16 protein-coding genes are annotated in these 15640 nt (G+C 67.2%); 15 read left to right on the top strand and 1 reads right to left on the bottom strand.

What is annotated here, in order from left to right:
• The first annotated feature begins 180 nt into the window (after nucleotides 1-180).
• The 9 genes from AC1RJW_RS20610 (at nucleotide 181) to AC1RJW_RS20570 (ending at nucleotide 8287) form a co-directional block, all read left to right on the top strand.
• Entirely contained in the window at nucleotides 181-354 is a 174-nt protein-coding gene (locus AC1RJW_RS20610; RefSeq protein ID WP_071650303.1) for a Flp family type IVb pilin, read from the top strand.
• A 116-nt stretch (nucleotides 355-470) separates the two neighbouring features.
• Nucleotides 471-1031, top strand: a complete 561-nt coding sequence (locus tag AC1RJW_RS20605; protein WP_493046627.1) for an A24 family peptidase — start codon at nucleotides 471-473, stop codon at nucleotides 1029-1031.
• A gap of 63 nt (nucleotides 1032-1094) precedes the next feature.
• Nucleotides 1095-1928, top strand: coding sequence for a Flp pilus assembly protein CpaB (gene cpaB / locus AC1RJW_RS20600; RefSeq protein WP_493046626.1), 834 nt, complete (start codon nucleotides 1095-1097; stop codon nucleotides 1926-1928).
• Between the two features lie 25 nt (nucleotides 1929-1953).
• Entirely contained in the window at nucleotides 1954-3462 is a 1509-nt protein-coding gene (locus AC1RJW_RS20595) for a type II and III secretion system protein family protein (RefSeq protein WP_493046625.1), read from the top strand.
• Nucleotides 3463-3471: 9 nt separating this feature from the next.
• Entirely contained in the window at nucleotides 3472-3744 is a 273-nt protein-coding gene (locus AC1RJW_RS20590; protein WP_493046624.1) for a hypothetical protein, read from the top strand.
• Nucleotides 3745-3781: 37 nt separating this feature from the next.
• Complete coding sequence (locus AC1RJW_RS20585; RefSeq protein ID WP_493046623.1) at nucleotides 3782-4942, top strand: CpaE/TadZ family protein; 1161 nt, start codon at nucleotides 3782-3784, stop codon at nucleotides 4940-4942.
• Nucleotides 4943-5005: 63 nt separating this feature from the next.
• Nucleotides 5006-6352 carry a TadA family conjugal transfer-associated ATPase gene (locus tag AC1RJW_RS20580; RefSeq protein ID WP_493046813.1) on the top strand — a complete coding sequence of 449 codons (1347 nt, stop codon included), beginning with the start codon at nucleotides 5006-5008 and terminating at the stop codon, nucleotides 6350-6352.
• 6 nt (nucleotides 6353-6358) lie between these two features.
• Nucleotides 6359-7327, top strand: a complete 969-nt coding sequence (locus tag AC1RJW_RS20575) for a type II secretion system F family protein (protein WP_493046622.1) — start codon at nucleotides 6359-6361, stop codon at nucleotides 7325-7327.
• A 27-nt stretch (nucleotides 7328-7354) separates the two neighbouring features.
• A complete protein-coding gene (locus AC1RJW_RS20570; protein WP_493046812.1) occupies nucleotides 7355-8287 on the top strand; it encodes a type II secretion system F family protein in 933 nt (310 codons plus the stop codon).
• A 75-nt stretch (nucleotides 8288-8362) separates the two neighbouring features.
• Here the strand turns inward: AC1RJW_RS20570 and AC1RJW_RS20565 are convergent, their stop codons facing one another.
• Nucleotides 8363-9142, bottom strand: coding sequence for an inositol monophosphatase family protein (locus tag AC1RJW_RS20565; RefSeq protein WP_493046811.1), 780 nt, complete (start codon nucleotides 9140-9142; stop codon nucleotides 8363-8365).
• Between the two features lie 195 nt (nucleotides 9143-9337).
• Between AC1RJW_RS20565 and AC1RJW_RS20560 the strand changes: the two genes are divergently transcribed.
• The 6 genes from AC1RJW_RS20560 to AC1RJW_RS20535 all read left to right on the top strand — a co-directional run bounded on the left by AC1RJW_RS20560 (nucleotide 9338) and on the right by AC1RJW_RS20535 (nucleotide 15488).
• On the top strand, nucleotides 9338-10111 hold the full coding sequence (locus AC1RJW_RS20560) for an RNA methyltransferase (RefSeq protein ID WP_493046621.1): 774 nt from the start codon (nucleotides 9338-9340) through the stop codon (nucleotides 10109-10111).
• Nucleotides 10108-11007, top strand: a complete 900-nt coding sequence (locus AC1RJW_RS20555) for a LysR substrate-binding domain-containing protein (RefSeq protein ID WP_493046620.1) — start codon at nucleotides 10108-10110, stop codon at nucleotides 11005-11007. The genes AC1RJW_RS20560 and AC1RJW_RS20555 overlap by 4 nt, the downstream gene beginning before the upstream one ends.
• Before the next feature lie 92 nt (nucleotides 11008-11099).
• Nucleotides 11100-12293, top strand: a complete 1194-nt coding sequence (locus AC1RJW_RS20550; RefSeq protein ID WP_493046619.1) for an MFS transporter — start codon at nucleotides 11100-11102, stop codon at nucleotides 12291-12293.
• A gap of 72 nt (nucleotides 12294-12365) precedes the next feature.
• A complete protein-coding gene (locus AC1RJW_RS20545; protein WP_493046618.1) occupies nucleotides 12366-12893 on the top strand; it encodes a hypothetical protein in 528 nt (175 codons plus the stop codon).
• Between the two features lie 7 nt (nucleotides 12894-12900).
• Nucleotides 12901-14535: a GMC family oxidoreductase N-terminal domain-containing protein gene (locus AC1RJW_RS20540; RefSeq protein WP_493046617.1), complete on the top strand. Its 1635-nt coding sequence runs from the start codon at nucleotides 12901-12903 to the stop codon at nucleotides 14533-14535.
• The gene (locus AC1RJW_RS20535; protein ID WP_493046616.1) at nucleotides 14532-15488 is read left to right on the top strand and encodes an esterase/lipase family protein; all 957 of its coding nucleotides are present in this window, start codon (nucleotides 14532-14534) and stop codon (nucleotides 15486-15488) included. The genes AC1RJW_RS20540 and AC1RJW_RS20535 overlap by 4 nt, the downstream gene beginning before the upstream one ends.
• The last annotated feature ends 152 nt before the right edge of the window (nucleotides 15489-15640 follow it).

The raw sequence follows: 15640 nt of genomic DNA, 5'->3' as shown, positions 1-15640 counted from the left end.
CAAAAAATTAAGATGGTTTGTACTGCGCATAAAATTACTTTTCTCTGATTCGATTTAATGTCTGTTTATATAAAATACACGCATCAGAAATTGGCAAATAAAAACAAGGATAATGTTTTTATTTTCAGACTGTATTTTCAATTTTTATCATGTTTAAAACTTGACCTGAAAGGGAATAATATGAATTTCATTAAAAACTTTATCGCCGAAGAAGATGGCGTGACCGCCATCGAATATGCGCTGATCGCTGCGCTGGTGGCTGCCGCGCTGGTCACGGCCGTCGGCTATTTCACCACTGGCCTCGATGGCGCCTTCAAGGCCATCGGCACCAAGCTGACGGGCGCGGCGATCTAGGACGCCTGCCCACCGCGCCGCACTCCGGCAGGCCGGCTGCCCATGCGCACCGGCCTGCCGGCTTCCCGCCCAACGATGCGCATGCCGTCATGCGCTCGGCTTGCATCAGGTACACGATGGACCCTCATTCTTTCTGGACGTTCAGCCCCGCCATAGTCTTGTGGGGGCTGCTGGCCGCCGCTGTCTGGCATGACGTGCGCCGCCGGCGCATTCCCAACCGCCTGGTGCTGGCCGGCGCCTTGCTCGGCGTGCTGTTCAACAGCCTGGCGTTGCCCGGGCTGACGCCGGCCGGGCCGTGGCAGGCGCTGGGCGGCCTGGCCGTCGGCCTGGGCTTGCTGCTGCCCATGTATGCGCTGAAGGCGCTGGGCGCGGGCGACGTCAAGCTGATGGCGATGGTGGGGGCGTTTCTGGGCCCGCGTCCCGCCGTGTTTGCCGTGCTGTGCAGCCTGCTCGCTGGCGGCGTGCTGGCGCTGGCCGTCGCCCTGTGTCAGGGCACGCTGCGCCAAGCGCTGGCCAATGCCCGGCAATTGCTGCTGCAAGGCTGGCTGCGCGCCGCCGCAGGCGAAGTGCCGCAGGTCGGCGCGCCCGCCGCGTCAGGCGGCAGCTTGCCGTACGCGCTCGCCATTGCCGCCGGCACCGCCATCTGGCTGGCCCTGGCGGCCGGCGGCCAGGCATGACGCGCCCGGCAGCGATCTGGCCGCGTGCGCCCGGAAACCCCTGCTTTACCAAGAGGACAAAGAATGAGAAATAGCCGCGTTGCGATCGTGCTGCTGCTGGCGCTGCTGATGGCGGGCGGCGCCGTGCTGGCGGCGGCGCGCTGGATGTCAGGGCAGGGCGCGCCGGCCAGCCAGACGGTGATGGTCGCGCTGGTCGACATCGGCGTGGGCGCGAAGGTGACGCCGGCCATGCTGCGCGGCATGGACTGGCCGGCGGGCGCCCTGCCGCCGGGGGCGTTTGGCGAGGCCGGCGCGCTGGACGGGCGCATCACGCGCAGCGCCGTCAGCAGGGGCGAGCCTGTGCTGGAAAGCAAGCTCGCGCCGCCCGGCGCCACCGGCGGCCTGTCGGCCATCGTCGCTGCCGGCAAGCGCGCCATGACCGTGCGCGTCAATGACGTGGTGGGCGTGGCCGGCTTCGCGCTGCCGGGCAATTTCGTCGATATTCTCGTGCATACGCAGGATGACCGCGCCAGGCCGGCGGGCGGCGCGCCGCTGGCCATTTCGAAGATCGTGCTGGAACGCATCCTGGTGCTGGCCGTGGCGCAGGAATCCGGCCGCGACGACAACAAGCCCAAGGTGGTCAATGCCGTGACCCTGGAGCTGACGCCGGAGCAGGTGGAGAAGCTGGACCTGGCGCGCAGCGTGGGCAGCCTGTCGCTGGTGCTGCGCAACCAGGTCGATCCGGCGCCCGCCGACACGGGCGGCGCCACCAAGGAGTCGCTGCTGGAACTGAAGGCGCTGGCGCCGGTGGCAGCGCCCGTGCGCGCGGCACGGCGCCAGACGGCCCCGGCACGCGCTGCCGCGCGCGACAGCGTCACCGTCATCAAGGGCATGGATACGAGCGTCCAGCAATTTTAAATCAGCAGGCAAGCAAGGATGATCGATGAACACATTTCGTAAGCACGCCGCGAGTGCGGGCATGCGCCTGGCCCTGGTCTTGGGCGGCGCGGCCGTGGGCCTGGCCTGGTCCGGCAGCGCCGGCGCGGCGGCGCCTTCCCGGCCGGCCGTCATGACGCCCGTCGCGCCGCCGGCCATGTCGCTGGGCGCCGATATCGCCCGCCTGGGCGCGCCCGTGCGCATCGCCGTGGGCAAGTCCACCTTGCGCAGCCTGAGCCTGCCGGTGTCGCAGATCGCCGTCAACGATCCGCGCGTGGCCGGCGCCAGGATGCTGGGCTCGTCCAGCCAGCTGTTCGTCTGGGGCCTGGCCCCGGGCAGCACCAACCTGATCCTGTGGGACCGGCAGCAGCGCCCCGTGATCGTCGATATTGAAGTCGAGATCGACGTCGAGGGCCTGCAGGCGCAGCTGGCCTATGTCTTCCCCGGCGAACACGCCGTCAAGGCGGGCGCGGCCGGCGGCAGCATCGTCCTGTCGGGGCAGGTCAGCGACAGCGTCAAGGCCAGCCAGATCCTTGAGATGGCGCAAGCCTATGCGCAGCGCGGCGCGGGCGAGGCGGCGGCGCCGGCCGATGGCGCCGCCAGCGCTGCCAATGCCGGCGGCAGTGTCAAGGTCATCAATATGCTGACGATCGCGGCGCCGCAGCAGGTCATGCTGGAAGTGAAGATCGCCGAAGTGTCGAAGACCCTGGTCGACCAGCTGGGCGCCAGCGTGGGCATCAGCGGCACGCGCGGCAACTGGAGCTACGGCCTGTTGTCGAACCTGCTCAGCGGCAATCCCAGCCAGCTGGGCGCCGTCAACGGCAAGAATGGCAACGGTCTGACGCTCGATGCGCAAAAGCGCGACGGTTTGGTCAAGGTGCTGGCCGAACCGAACATCATGGCCATCAGTGGCCAGGAAGCCAGTTTCTTGGCGGGTGGCAAGATTTTCATACCGGTCGCGCAAGACAGCACCACCAACAAGATCACGCTGGAAGAAAAGGAATTCGGCATTGCCGTCAAGTTCACTCCCACCGTGCTGGAAGGCGGACGCATCAACCTGAAGGTGGCGCCGGAAGTGTCGGAGCTGAACCGCGAAGGCATCGGCATCACCACCGGCGGGGGCGCCGCCGCCAATGCGGTGCTGCCGGCCTTTACCACGCGGCGCACCACCACCACGGTGCAGCTGTTCGATGGCCAGAGTTTTGCCGTGGGCGGTTTGATCAAGAACAATGTGACGACCAATATCAAGGCCTTGCCCTTCCTGGGCGAGATACCCGTGCTGGGCGCGCTGTTCCGCAGCAGCGATTTCCAGACGGACCGCACGGAGCTCGTCTTCATCATCACGCCGCACCTGGTCAAGCCGCTCGACAGCGAGATTGTGCTGCCGACCGATGCCTATGTGGCGCCCAGCCGCGGCGAGTTTTTCCTGCAAGGAAAAATGGAAGGCGCCGCCGCGCCACGGCCACGGCAGGAAGCGGCCACGCAGACAGCGCCGGCCGGCCCGGACATTCAATAGGAGCACACCATGCAGCATTCCCTCTTTTTCCCCGTGCTGCTGGCCGCGCTGGCCGCCAGCGGCTGCGCCGCCACCCCGAACCTGGACCGCCAGTTTGGCCACAGCGTCGCGCAACTGCGCCAGCGCCAAGTGCTGTCGCCGCAGGCGGGCGCGAACCGCGACCCCGTGGCCGGCATGGACGGCAAGGCCGCCCAGGCCGCCTACGCGGCGTACCAGAAAAGCTTTGCCGCGCCCGCGCCGCAAGCGGCCGCCTTCACCATCGGCGTCGGGGGGCGCCAGTGAGCCTGGCACCGTCACCACAGAACCAGCAAGGCCTATCGTGAAAATCGCCATCAATTCCAGGGATGAAAAAACGCTGTCCGCACTGGGCCAGCTGCTGCGCGGCCGCAACCGGCTCGACGAGATCAGCGCGGGCGGCGAAACGCTCGACCCGCTGCAGGCGGCGCAGTCCCCGCCCGACGTGCTGATCTTCGACCGCCCGTCGAACGACGGCGCCGACCTGGCCGCCATCGAGCGCCTCGGCAACCTGCATCCGCGCATGGCCTTCATCGTGCTGTGCCACCAGCAGCCGCCCGAATTCCTGCTGCAGGCCATGCGCGCAGGCGTGCGCGACGTGCTGCCGTTTCCCGCCGCGCCGGCCAGCCTGTATGCGGCGCTCGAACGCATCGAGGAAAAATGGGAGCGGCGCGAGCATGGCAACGGCAAGGTGCTGGCCTTCATCTCGTGCAAGGGCGGCAGCGGCGCCACCTTCATCGCCAGCAACCTCGGTTATGCGCTGGCCGCCGGCGGCCAGCAGCGCGTGGCCCTGATCGACATGAACCTGCATTTTGGCGACGCCTCGCTGTTCGTCTCCGAGAACAAGCCGCTGGCCACGCTGTCGGACGTCACGCGCGACATCCACCGGCTCGATTCCTCGTTCCTGGGATCGAGCATGCTGCACATCCTGCCCAACTACAGCGTGCTGGCCGCGCCCGAGGACCCGGCCCACGCCAGCGAAGTGGCGCCCGACCACATCGACGCCATCATCCGGCAGGCCAGGCGCCAGTACGATTTCATCGTGCTCGACGTGGGCCGCAACCTCGACGCCGTCAGCGTGCGCGCGCTGGACCACGCCGACATGATCTTTCCCGTGCTGCAGGCGACCTTGCCCTATATCCGCGACGGCAAGCGCCTGCTGGGCATGTTCCGCTCGCTCGAATACGCCAGTGACAAGGTGCATATCATCGTCAACCGCCACGACAAGGGCGGCGAAATCCGCCTGCGCGACCTGGAAGCGGCGTATGGCACGGCCGTCTACCGCACCGTGCCGAATCACTACGCCTCGGCGGCCGCCTCGGTCAACCAGGGCGTGCCGATCCTGCAGCTCGACAAAGCCAGCCCGATCACCCGCTCGCTGCAGGAGTTTGCCGCCAGCCTGGCCGGCGGCGCGGCCAGCACGCCGCGCCAGGGCTGGCTGGGCCGCGTCCTGCGGCGCGCCTGATCCACGCGCTTGATCCACATCATAGAACAGGAGTATTTCATGGCTGGTTCCCCCATCGCCGCCTTGTCCATCCGCGAACGGCTCGGCAGCGCCAAGATCGCCGCGCTCGCGCCGCAACGCATGGCGGCCATCGACAACCATGGCTACCGCGACCTCAAGCTGCGCATCCATGGGCTGCTGCTCGAACGGGTCGACCTGGAAAGCATGCAGCGCCTGTCGCAAGAGCGCATCCGCGAAGAATTGCGCGGCCTGGTCGAGCGCTTGCTGGACGAAGAGGCGGTCGTCATCAACGAGGCCGAGCGCAGGAGCCTGACGCGCGACATCCAGCACGAGATGCTGGGCTTCGGGCCGCTGGAATCCCTGCTGTCGGACGCCGGCGTGTCGGACATCCTCGTCAACGGCCACAAGCAGGTGTATGTGGAGCGCGGCGGCCGCCTGGAACTGACCGACATCTGCTTCGACGATGACGCCCACCTGATGAAGATCATCGACAAGATCGTCTCGCGCGTGGGCCGGCGCATCGACGAATCGAGTCCCATGGTCGATGCGCGCCTGCCCGACGGTTCGCGCGTCAACGCCATCATCCCGCCGGTGGCCATCGACGGCCCCGTGATGTCGATCCGGCGCTTTTCCGTCGATCCGCTGCGCCTGGCCGACCTGGTCGCCTACCGCAGCATGACGGCCGAGATGGCCGAGGTGCTGCAGGGCCTGGGCAAGGCGAAGATGAACATCCTCATTTCCGGCGGCACGGGCAGCGGCAAGACCACCATGCTCAACGTGATTTCCGGCTTTATCGGCCAGACCGAGCGCATCGTTACGGTGGAAGACGCGGCCGAACTGCAGTTGCAGCAGCCGCACGTGGTACGGCTGGAAACGCGTCCACCGAATATCGAAGGCAAGGGCGAAGTGAGCCAGCGCGCGCTGGTGCGCAATGCGCTGCGCATGCGCCCCGACCGCATCATCCTGGGCGAGGTGCGCGGCGCCGAGGCGCTCGACATGCTTGGCGCCATGAACACGGGCCATGAAGGCTCGATGGCCACCATCCACGCCAACACGCCGCGCGACGCCATCACGCGGCTGGAAAACATGATCAGCATGGCGGCGGCCAACCTGCCCAGCAAGGCCATCCGGCAGCAGATCAGCTCGGCCGTGTCGGTGGTGGTGCAAGTGTCGCGCCTGATCGACGGCAAGCGCAAGGTCACGTCGATCCAGGAAATCACGGGCATGGAAGGGGAGGTCATCACGATGCAGGAAATCTTCAGTTTCCGGCAGACGGGCGTGGCCGAGGGCGGCGCGGTGGTCGGGCATTTCTCGGCCAGCGGCATCCGCCCGCGCTTTCTCGAGCGCCTGAACAGCTTCGGCATCGGCGTGCCGGCCTCGCTGTTCGAACCCACCGCGGCGGGACGCTGACCCGCCATGCTTTCCTACCTTGTGTATCTGTTGATTTTCCTGGCCGTCCTGCTGCTGGTGGCTGGCGCCTGGCTGGCGTGGCAAGTGGCGCGGGGGCCGGGCGCGGCGCGGGTGGCGCGGCGCCTGCAAGCCATGTATACGGCCAGCGATGGCGAACAGGCGCTGTCGATCACCAAGCAGCGCCCGCTGAGCGTCCATCCGTTCCTGCAAGGCGTGCTGGAAGGCTTGCCTGGCGCGCGGCGCATCGAGCAACTGCTGCTGCAGGCGGGCATGCGCTGGCTGGTGGCCGGTTTCCTCGGCTATTGCGCAATCGGCGCGCTGGCCGGCCTGCTGCTGGCCGGCGCGCTGCCCTTGCCCTGGTATGTGCGCCTGGGCCTGGGCGCGGGCGGCGCCGCGCTGCCGTATCTGCTGGTGCGCCGCGCCAGGAGCCGGCGGCTGGTGCGCATCGAGCAGCAGCTGCCGGACGCGCTCGACCTGATGGGCCTCGCCATGCGCGCCGGGCATGCCTTTCCCACCGCGCTGAAAATGGTGGGCGAGGAGATGACGGGGCCGCTCGCCGACGAATTTCGCGCCGTGTTCGACGAAGTCAGTTTTGGCGTCGCGATGGCCGATGCGCTGGGCAACCTGGCCGCGCGCGTGCCCAGCACGGACTTGCGCTATGTCGTCATCGCCGTGCTGATCCAGCGCGAGACGGGCGGCAACCTGACTGAATTGCTGGGCAGCATCAGCGCCATCATCCGCGACCGCCTGAAATTGCTGGGGCAGGTGCGCGTGCTGTCGGCCGAAGGGCGCATGTCGGCCTGGGTCCTGGGCTTGCTGCCGTTCGGCGCGGCGCTGATGATGCACGTGATGAATCCGCAGTTTATCGCCGTGCTGTACACGGATGGGGGCGGGCGCAAGATGGTCGGCGTGGCGCTGGGCTTGCTGATGCTGGGCGTGATCTGCATCAGAAAAATTATCCATATCCGGGTGTAAGATGAAAGAAAAGACACGATGAGCGGCATGAGTGCGGCGCAGCTGGCTTTGCTGGGCCTGCTGTTCCTGATCGTTTTCGCGCTGGCCTTGCTGGTGCTGCGCATGTTCGCCGGCAGTGCCGTGCAGGAGCGGCTGCAGGCGCTGGGCGATGCCGGCGCCGCAAGTGACAGGGAGCCCCATGCCAGGCGGCGCTGGCTGGCGCACGCCGTCAGCCTGACGCGCCCGCTGGCCAGGCTGTCGCTGCCCGACGAGGGTTGGGAAAGTTCGCCCATCCGCAGCCGCTTCGTCCATGCCGGCTGGCGCAGCCAGGCCGCGCCGGCCCTGTTTTATGCGTCCAAGACCGGCCTGTTCGTGGGCTTGCCGCTGCTGGCGTATTTCCTGCTGCGCCACGGCGGGCAGAATATGCTGTTGTGGCTGGTCGCGGCGGCCGCCTTCGGCTATTACCTGCCCAATCTCTGGCTGTCGCATTGCCTGAAACAGCGCCAGCGCGAAGTGTTCGAAACCTTTCCCGATGCGCTGGACCTGATGACGGTGTGCGTCGAAGCGGGGCTGGCCATGGATGCGGCGCTGGCGCGCGTGGCGCAGGAAATCGGTCTGAAAAGCGCGGTTCTGGCGGAAGAGCTGCAACTGGTGACGCTGGAGCTGCGCGCCGGCAGCGCCAAGGACAAGGCCTTGCGCAACCTGGCCCTGCGCACCGGGGTGGAAGATGTGGATGCCTTGGTGACTTTGCTGATCCAGGCCGAGCGCTTCGGCACGAGCATCGCCGCGTCGCTGCGCGTGCAGTCCGACCAGCTGCGCACCAAGCGGCGCCAGCGCGCCGAGGAAACGGCGGCCAGGATCGCCCTCAAGCTGCTGTTTCCGCTGATCTTTTTTATCTTCCCGTCGCTGATGGTGGTGCTGATGGGGCCGGCGTTCCTGCAGATTTACCGCGTGCTGCTGCCCGCCATGCGGGGCGGCTGAGGGCTGGCCGGAGCCAAAAAAAATCTGCCGGAGTTTCCTCCGGCAGATTTTTTGACATCAGCCCATGCCTGGCAATCAGGCGAATGGCGTCAAGAGGGTGATCATCTGGCCAAAGATCTTCGGGCTGGCGGCGATGACGTCGCCCTTGTACAGGTAGTCCGATTCGCCGGAAAATTCACCGACGATGCCGCCCGATTCCGTGATCATCAGGGCGCCGGCGGCGATATCCCAAGGCTTCAAGCCTTTTTCGTAGAAGCCGTCCAGGCGGCCGCAAGCGACGTTGGCCAGGTCCAGCGCGGCCGAGCCGGCACTGCGCACGCCCTGGCTGCGTTCCGCCATGATCTGGTACATCTTCAGGTATTCGTCGAGCGCGCGCGGGCCGGCGCCGTGGCCGGTGCCCAGCATGGCGTTCGAAATGCGGTCCAGCTTGGTGACGCGGATGCGTTTTTCGTTCAGGTAGGCGCCGGCGCCCTTGGTGGCCGTGAACAGGTCGTTGCGGACCGGATCGTAGATGACGGCTTGCGTGACGACGCCGCGATGCGCGAGGGCGATCGAGATGCAGTATTGTGGGAAGCCGTGGATAAAGTTGGTGGTGCCATCGATCGGGTCGATGATCCACTGATATTCATTCTCGTCGTGCGAGTTGGCGGAAGCTCCCGATTCCTCGGCCAGGAACGCGTGGTCCGGGTAGGCTTTGGACAGCACCTCGATGATGGCTTGTTCGGCCGCCTGGTCGACGTCGGTGACGAAATCGTTATGTTGTTTTTCCGTGACGACGACGCGGTCGAGGTCAAAAGAGGCGCGATTGATGACGGCGGCGCCGCGGCGGGCGGCTTTGATCGCCGTGTTGAGCATTGGGTGCATGTAAGCTTCCGTTAAAAGCACGCGACCGCCCATGGCCGCCTTGCGGCGCCGGTACGATAGAGTGCAAGAATGAATTAAAGAGCGGAGCGGTGCCGAAGTGGTTAAAATCCCGGCCTGGCGTCAGCGTTTTGTGACTCCGTTTCCCGAAATTTCCTGTATCGATACCGCGCAATAGCGCTATTTTAAATGAATCTGCCCGAAATCAACACGTCTCTTTTCAAACGCCTGCGATTTATTCTTGTCGAAACTAGTCGCTCTGGCAACATTGGCGCCGTCGCGCGCGCCATGAAAACGATGGGTTTTTCCGATCTGGTGCTGGTCAATCCCCGCTTTCCCGATGCCTTGACGGATGCGGAAGCGGTGGCCTTCGCCAGCGGCGCGCAGGATATCCTGTCCGGCGCGCGCATCGTCGGCTCGATCGCCGAGGCGCTTGAAGGGTGCAATTACGCGGCCGCCGTGTCGGCCCGTCTGCGCGAATTTTCGCCGCCCGTCACGGCCCCGCGCGCCATCGCGGCGCAATTGGCGGCCAGCGTAGACCTGCACGCGGCCGTCATCTTCGGCAACGAGCGTTTCGGCTTGCCCAACGAGATCGTCGAGCAGTGCAATGTGCTGATCAACATTCCCGCCAATCCCGCGTATTCCTCGCTGAACCTGTCGCAGGCGGCGCAAGTGGTGGCCTATGAGTGCCGCGTGGCGGCCCTCGATGCATCGGACGAGGCGCAGGCGGCCAGCCCCGTCGGCTTCCATGGTGACGCGGCCAGCCTGGCCCAGGTCGACGGCATGTATGCGCACCTGGAACAGGCCCTGGTCGCCATCGATTTCCTCGATGCCGACAACCCGAAAAAACTCATGCCGCGCTTGAAACGCCTGTTTTCGCGCACGGGCCTGGAGACGGAAGAAGTCAATATCCTGCGCGGCATCGCGCGGCATATCCTGGCGGTCGCCAAAAAAGGCCCATGATCGAGACGCGGCTGCTGCGCCAGTTCATCGCCGTCGCCGAGGAACTCAATTTCCGTCGCGCGGCCGAACGGCTGCACATGGCGCAGCCGCCGTTGTCGCAGGCGATTTTGCGGCTGGAAGAGGCGCTCGGCTACCCCGTATTCGAGCGCACCAACCGCAAGGTCAGCCTGACGCCGGCGGGGGATGCTTTCCTGGCCACGGCGCGCCAGGTGCTGGCCAGCCTGGAAGAGGGCGTGGCCGCCACGCGCCGGGTGGCGCAGGGCATCGAGGGCCACTTGCGCCTCAGTTTCATCCACATCACGCCGTATGCCCACGTGCTGGACGCCTTGCGCGCCTTCCGCGCCGCCTCGCCCGCCGTGCAATTCACCTTGCGCGAAGCGTCGACGCAGCAGCAGGTCGAGTGGCTGGAGCGGGGCGAGGTCGATATCGCCCTGCTGCGCGCGCCCGGCCGCAGCACGCCCGGCTTGCGCTTCGAGCGCCTGTCCGGCGAAGACATCGTGATCGCGCTGCCGTCGGACCACCGCTGCGCGGGGCAGGCGCGCGTGGACCTGCTTGACCTGGCCGGTGACGATTTCGTCGCCTCGCCGCGCGAGCTGGGCCAGGGGTTCCACGACCAGCTGGCCAGCCTGTGCCTGCATGCGGGTTTCGTGCCGCGCGTGGTGCAGCAGGCGCGCCGCCTGCAAACGGTGCTGGGCCTGGTGGCGGCCGGCTTTGGCGTGGCCCTGCTGCCGGCCAGCCTGGCGGCGTCCAGGCCTGCCGGCGTCGTCATGCTGCCGCTGGCAAGCAGCGCGCCCGAGGCCTTGCGCCAGCTCGACCTGTACATGGCGTGGGACCCGCAGCGCACGTCTGCCGTGCGCGAGCGGCTGCTGGCGCAATTGCGGCGCTCCGCTACGTAATGAGACTTTGAACGTCTTGTTTCAAGATAAATAAGATATTTTACAGATGACGGCCCAGGGGCCAGCATGGCGTTTTGATTGTCGGGAATGCCATGTCCAACGTTACGCCGCGCAGCCGCGCGCTGCCTCCTTCCATTTATTGGCTGTCCTTGTGCAGCTTTGCCTTCGGCTTGTGCGAATTCATCGCCGCCGGCCTGCTGTCGCCCATGGCGCGCGATCTGCACGCGAGCGTGGCGGCGGCCGGCGGCGCCATTGCCGCGTATGCGCTGGGGGCGGCCATCGGCGCGCCCGTGCTGACGGCCCTGCTGGCGCGCCGGCCCGTGCGCCAGGTGCTGGTGGCCACCATGCTCGTGCTGGCGGCCGGCAGCGTGGCCATGGCGGCGGCGCCGGTGCTGGGCGCGTTGCTGGGTGTGCGTTTTGCCGTGGGTCTCGCGCATGGCGTGTTCATGGCCGTCGCTTCGCATGCGGCCACCAGCCTGGTCGACCCATCCCGCGCGGGACGGGCGCTGTCCATCGTCTGGCTGGGCCTGACCCTGGCGCTGGCCGGCGGCGTGCCGCTGGGGACGTGGCTGGGCGCCGTCTCGTCGTGGCGCTGGGTATTTACGGCCATCGGCATGCTGGCCCTGTGCGGCGGCGCCGGCTTGCGCTGCGCCATGCCCGCCGCGCGCCAGCAGCTTGCGGCCACGCCGGCCCTGGTCAGCCTGCGCGCCATCCTGCAGCCCCCCCTGCTGCTGGCGGCCGGCGTGGCGGCGCTGGTCAGCGTGGCCACCTTCAGCTTTTTCACGTACGTCTCGCCGTTCCTGCTGCAGCTGGGCGGGCTCGATGCGGGCTGGCTCAGTGCCGCCATGCTGTGCTTTGGCGCGTGCGCCATCGGCGGCAACCTGCTGGGCGGCTGGTGCGCGGACCGCCCCCACGCGCTGCGCTTCACCGTGCTGGCCCTGGCCGCGCTGGCGCTCAACCTGCTGGGGTTTTATGCGCTGCGCACGCATCCTTTGGCCATGCTGGCCCTGTGCGGCACCCTGGGCTTGCTGTTCTTTGCCCTCGTGACCCTGTCGACCATGCGGCTGCTGCGCCTGGCGCAGCAGCATTGCCCGGGCAGCGATGCGGTGGCGGCGGGCCTGAATATCGCCGCCTTCAATGCGGGCACGGCTGCCGGCGGGGCGCTGGGCGGTGTGCTGATCGTCGCCTTCGGCTTGCCCGGCATTGCCATCGGCGGTGCGCTGGCGGCGCTGCTGGCCATGCTGCTGCTGTGGTTCCAGTCGCGCAAACTAGACGGCCCGCTCTAGTTTTTGCGCGCGGAAGCGCACTTCCTTTGGCGTACACTGGCCTGCAAAAGGCGGTACAAAACAAGGGGAGACATGGGAATGCGACGCAGATCGTTCTTGAAACTGGGCGTGTTTGGGGCCTGTGCGCTGGCCGCCGGCGGCGCCGCCTACCGCGCCGTGCGCGGGCCGGCGCCTCCTGGCCGTTTCGTGCTTGACGGCGAAGCGCGCGCGGCGCTGGCGGCCATCGTGCCGGCCATGCTGGGCAGCGCGCTGCCGCAGGAAGCCTCCGCGCGGGCCGCGGCGCTCGATGGCGCCATCGCCGGCGTGGACACCGCCATCCATGGCTTGCCCCTGGCGGCGCAGCAGGAAGTGCAGGATCTGTTCGGTTTGCTGGCGCTGGCGCCCGCGCGGCGCTTTGTTGCTGGCGTGAAAGATGGCTGGCCCGGGGCCGACCCGGCCCAGGTGGCCGCCTTTCTGCAGGCGTGGCGCACGCACCGCCTGGCCACCCTGCAGACGGCCTACCTGGCCCTGCATGACCTGATCCTCGGCGCCTGGTATGCCGATGCCGCCCACTGGGCCGCCATCGGCTATCCGGGACCGCTGCCCGAATTGAGCGCATAAGGCCACCATGAGCACATCCCCCATTCCTGATCCTATCGCCGCAGGCCTTGCCGCCGGCTGGAACGTCACCGACGCCAGCACCCTGGGCGCCGACCGCACCCTGGAGGCGGACGTCGTCGTCATCGGCAGCGGCGCCGGCGGCGGCGTGACGGCGGAAATCCTCGCGCTGGCCGGCCTGAAAGTGCTGATCGTCGAGGAGGGTGGCTTGAAGTCCTCGAAAGACTTCAAGATGCGCGAAGCGGACGCCTATCCCGCGCTGTACCAGGAATCGGCCGCGCGCAAGACGCGCGACAAGGCCATCAACATCCTGCAGGGGCGCACGGTAGGCGGGTCGACCACCGTCAACTGGACCTCGAGTTTTCGCACGCCGCCCGGCACCCTCGATTACTGGCGCCGGCATTTTGGCTTGTCCGGCTATTCGGTGGACGCCATGGCGCCGTGGTTCGCCATGATGGAAAAACGCCTGCACGTGAGCGACTGGGCCGCGCCGCCCAATGAAAACAACGATTTATTGCGCCGTGGCGCCATGGCGCTGGGCATCCCCACGGCCGCCATCCGGCGCAACGTGAACGGCTGCTGGAACCTCGGCTACTGCGGCATGGGCTGCCCGACCAACGCCAAGCAGTCGATGCTGGTGACGACGATCCCGTCGGCGCTGGCGCTGGGGGCGGGTCTGCTCGCGCATGCGCGCGCCGAGCGCTTTACCTTCAAGGGCGAGCGCATCGACAGCCTGCAGGTGACGGCGCTGGACGCGGCCGGGCAGGTGCCGACGGGCGTGCGCCTGACGCTGCGAGCGAAACACTTCGTGCTGGCCGGCGGCGCCATCAACTCGCCGGCGCTGCTGCTGCGCTCGCAGGCGCCCGACCCGCACGGCTTGCTGGGCCGGCGCACCTTTTTGCATCCGACCGTGGTGTCGGCGGGGCTGTTCCCGCAGCGCGTCGATGCCTACGCGGGCGCGCCGCAGACGATTTATTCCGACCATTTCCTGCACGTGGCGCCCATCGACGGCCCCATCGGCTACAAGCTCGAAGCGCCGCCTTTGCACCCGCTGCTGATGGCCACCACCATGGGCGGCTTCGGCGAGGAACATGCGCGCACCATGCGCGAATTTCCCCATGCGCATGCCTTGCTGGCGCTGCTGCGCGACGGTTTTCACCATGATTCGGCGGGCGGCAGCGTCTCCATCGACAGCTTCGGCGCGCCCGTGCTCGACTATCCGCTCACGCCGTTCATCTGGGATGGCGTGCGGCGCGCGCTGCTGTCGATGGCGGAAATCCAGTTCGCCGCCGGGGCGAAGAGCGTATATCCCGTGCACGAGCTGGCCAGCCATTACACGAGCTGGACGCAGGCGAAGCGGGCCATCGGCGACTTGCCGATGCAGGCGCTGCTGGCGCGCGTGGTGTCTGCCCACGTGATGGGCGGCTGCGCCATGTCCGACGATGCGCGCCTGGGCGTGACGGGCGCCGACGGCCGCTACCACGGCGTGCGCAACCTGTCCGTGCACGACGGCTCGCTGTTCCCCACGTCGATCGGCGCCAATCCGCAACTGACGATCTATGCGCTGGCCGCGTGCCTGGCCAGCGGCCTGGCGCAGCAATTAACGGGCAAGCCGGCGCCAGTTCCCCTTGCAGGCGCTGCATGATCGCGCGCATCCTCAAGTGGCTGATGCTGCTGCAGGTGCTGGCCGTGCTGGGCTTTGCGTACCTGGCCATGCAGGCGTGGGGCGTCGCCTCGCCCGCCATGGCCCTGCTGCTGGCGGGCGCCATGCTGCTGGCCGTGCGCGCGCTGATCGTGGCGCGCAATTTCCGGCAGAGCCGGCGCCTGGGCAGCCCCGTGCCAGCGCAATACCAGCTGGGCGCCATGGGCGCCGCGCGCCTGTTTTTCGGCGAGCTGCGCGCCACCCTGCGGTCCTCGTCGTGGGACATGCTGCGTCCGCGCCTGCCTGCGGCCGACAACATTGCTGGCCAGGGTCTGCCGGTGCTGCTGGTGCACGGCTATGTGTGCAACCGCGGCTACTGGGCGCAGCTGAGCCGGCAGCTGGCGCGGGCCGGCATCGCGCACGACGGCATCGACCTGGAACCGATAGGCGCCGACATCGACGACTTCGTGCCGCAGGTCGAGCAAGCCATCGGGGCGCTGTGCGCGCGCACGGGCAGCGCGCAAGTCATTCTGGTGGCCCACAGCATGGGCGGCCTGGTGGCGCGCGCCTGGCTGCGCCATTACGGCGCGGCCCGCGTGGCGCGCATCATCACCATCGGCACGCCGCACCACGGCACGGCGCTGGCCAACCTGGCGGCGGGCCGCAATGCGCGCCAGATGAGCCGTATCGATGGCGCGCCGGACGCCTGGCTGGCGCAGCTGGCCGCCAGCGAGACGCCGGAACTGCGCGCCCTGATCACCTCGATGTATTCGCATCACGATAATATTGTCGCGCCGCAAACTTCCGCCCACTTGCCCGGCGCGCGCAATCTCGCCTTCGGCGGCATCGGCCACGTGGCGCTGGCCAGCGACGCGCGCGTGCTGCGCCAGCTGCTGGCAGAAATCACTATCAAGAACGAAGTCACGCAGCCCCCTTCGGCCCCCCATTTCGCCTGAGTCCTGTTGTGTTTTGTCTGCATGGCAAGACTGTCTCTTTTGACTCTGCTGTTGCCCCTGTTTAACAACGCAAGGGGCAGATAATGCTGTTTTCCACTGGCGTACTGTATTAAGCTAACGTCGGAAGACAGGCGGAGAAATTTGTTCCTGAG

Source organism: Janthinobacterium sp. GW822-FHT07A03, from assembly GCF_058798815.1.
The sequence above is the reverse complement of the archived record's forward strand: the minus strand, read 5'-3'. Positions and strand labels throughout refer to the sequence as shown.

Bases quoted from the DNA above. Each gene is read 5' to 3' on its own strand.
- AC1RJW_RS20610 (WP_071650303.1), top strand. From the start codon at position 181: ATGAATTTCATTAAAAACTTTATCGCCGAAGAAGATGGCGTGACCGCC.
- AC1RJW_RS20545 (WP_493046618.1), top strand. From the start codon at position 12,366: ATGGGAATGCGACGCAGATCGTTCTTGAAACTGGGCGTGTTTGGGGCC.
- AC1RJW_RS20570 (WP_493046812.1), top strand. From the start codon at position 7,355: ATGAGTGCGGCGCAGCTGGCTTTGCTGGGCCTGCTGTTCCTGATCGTT.
- cpaB (WP_493046626.1), top strand. From the start codon at position 1,095: ATGAGAAATAGCCGCGTTGCGATCGTGCTGCTGCTGGCGCTGCTGATG.
- AC1RJW_RS20605 (WP_493046627.1), top strand. From the start codon at position 471: ATGGACCCTCATTCTTTCTGGACGTTCAGCCCCGCCATAGTCTTGTGG.
- AC1RJW_RS20555 (WP_493046620.1), top strand. From the start codon at position 10,108: ATGATCGAGACGCGGCTGCTGCGCCAGTTCATCGCCGTCGCCGAGGAA.
- AC1RJW_RS20565 (WP_493046811.1), bottom strand. From the start codon at position 9,142: ATGCTCAACACGGCGATCAAAGCCGCCCGCCGCGGCGCCGCCGTCATC.
- AC1RJW_RS20590 (WP_493046624.1), top strand. From the start codon at position 3,472: ATGCAGCATTCCCTCTTTTTCCCCGTGCTGCTGGCCGCGCTGGCCGCC.
- AC1RJW_RS20535 (WP_493046616.1), top strand. From the start codon at position 14,532: ATGATCGCGCGCATCCTCAAGTGGCTGATGCTGCTGCAGGTGCTGGCC.
- AC1RJW_RS20550 (WP_493046619.1), top strand. From the start codon at position 11,100: ATGTCCAACGTTACGCCGCGCAGCCGCGCGCTGCCTCCTTCCATTTAT.
- AC1RJW_RS20540 (WP_493046617.1), top strand. From the start codon at position 12,901: ATGAGCACATCCCCCATTCCTGATCCTATCGCCGCAGGCCTTGCCGCC.
- AC1RJW_RS20560 (WP_493046621.1), top strand. From the start codon at position 9,338: ATGAATCTGCCCGAAATCAACACGTCTCTTTTCAAACGCCTGCGATTT.
- AC1RJW_RS20595 (WP_493046625.1), top strand. From the start codon at position 1,954: ATGAACACATTTCGTAAGCACGCCGCGAGTGCGGGCATGCGCCTGGCC.
- AC1RJW_RS20575 (WP_493046622.1), top strand. From the start codon at position 6,359: ATGCTTTCCTACCTTGTGTATCTGTTGATTTTCCTGGCCGTCCTGCTG.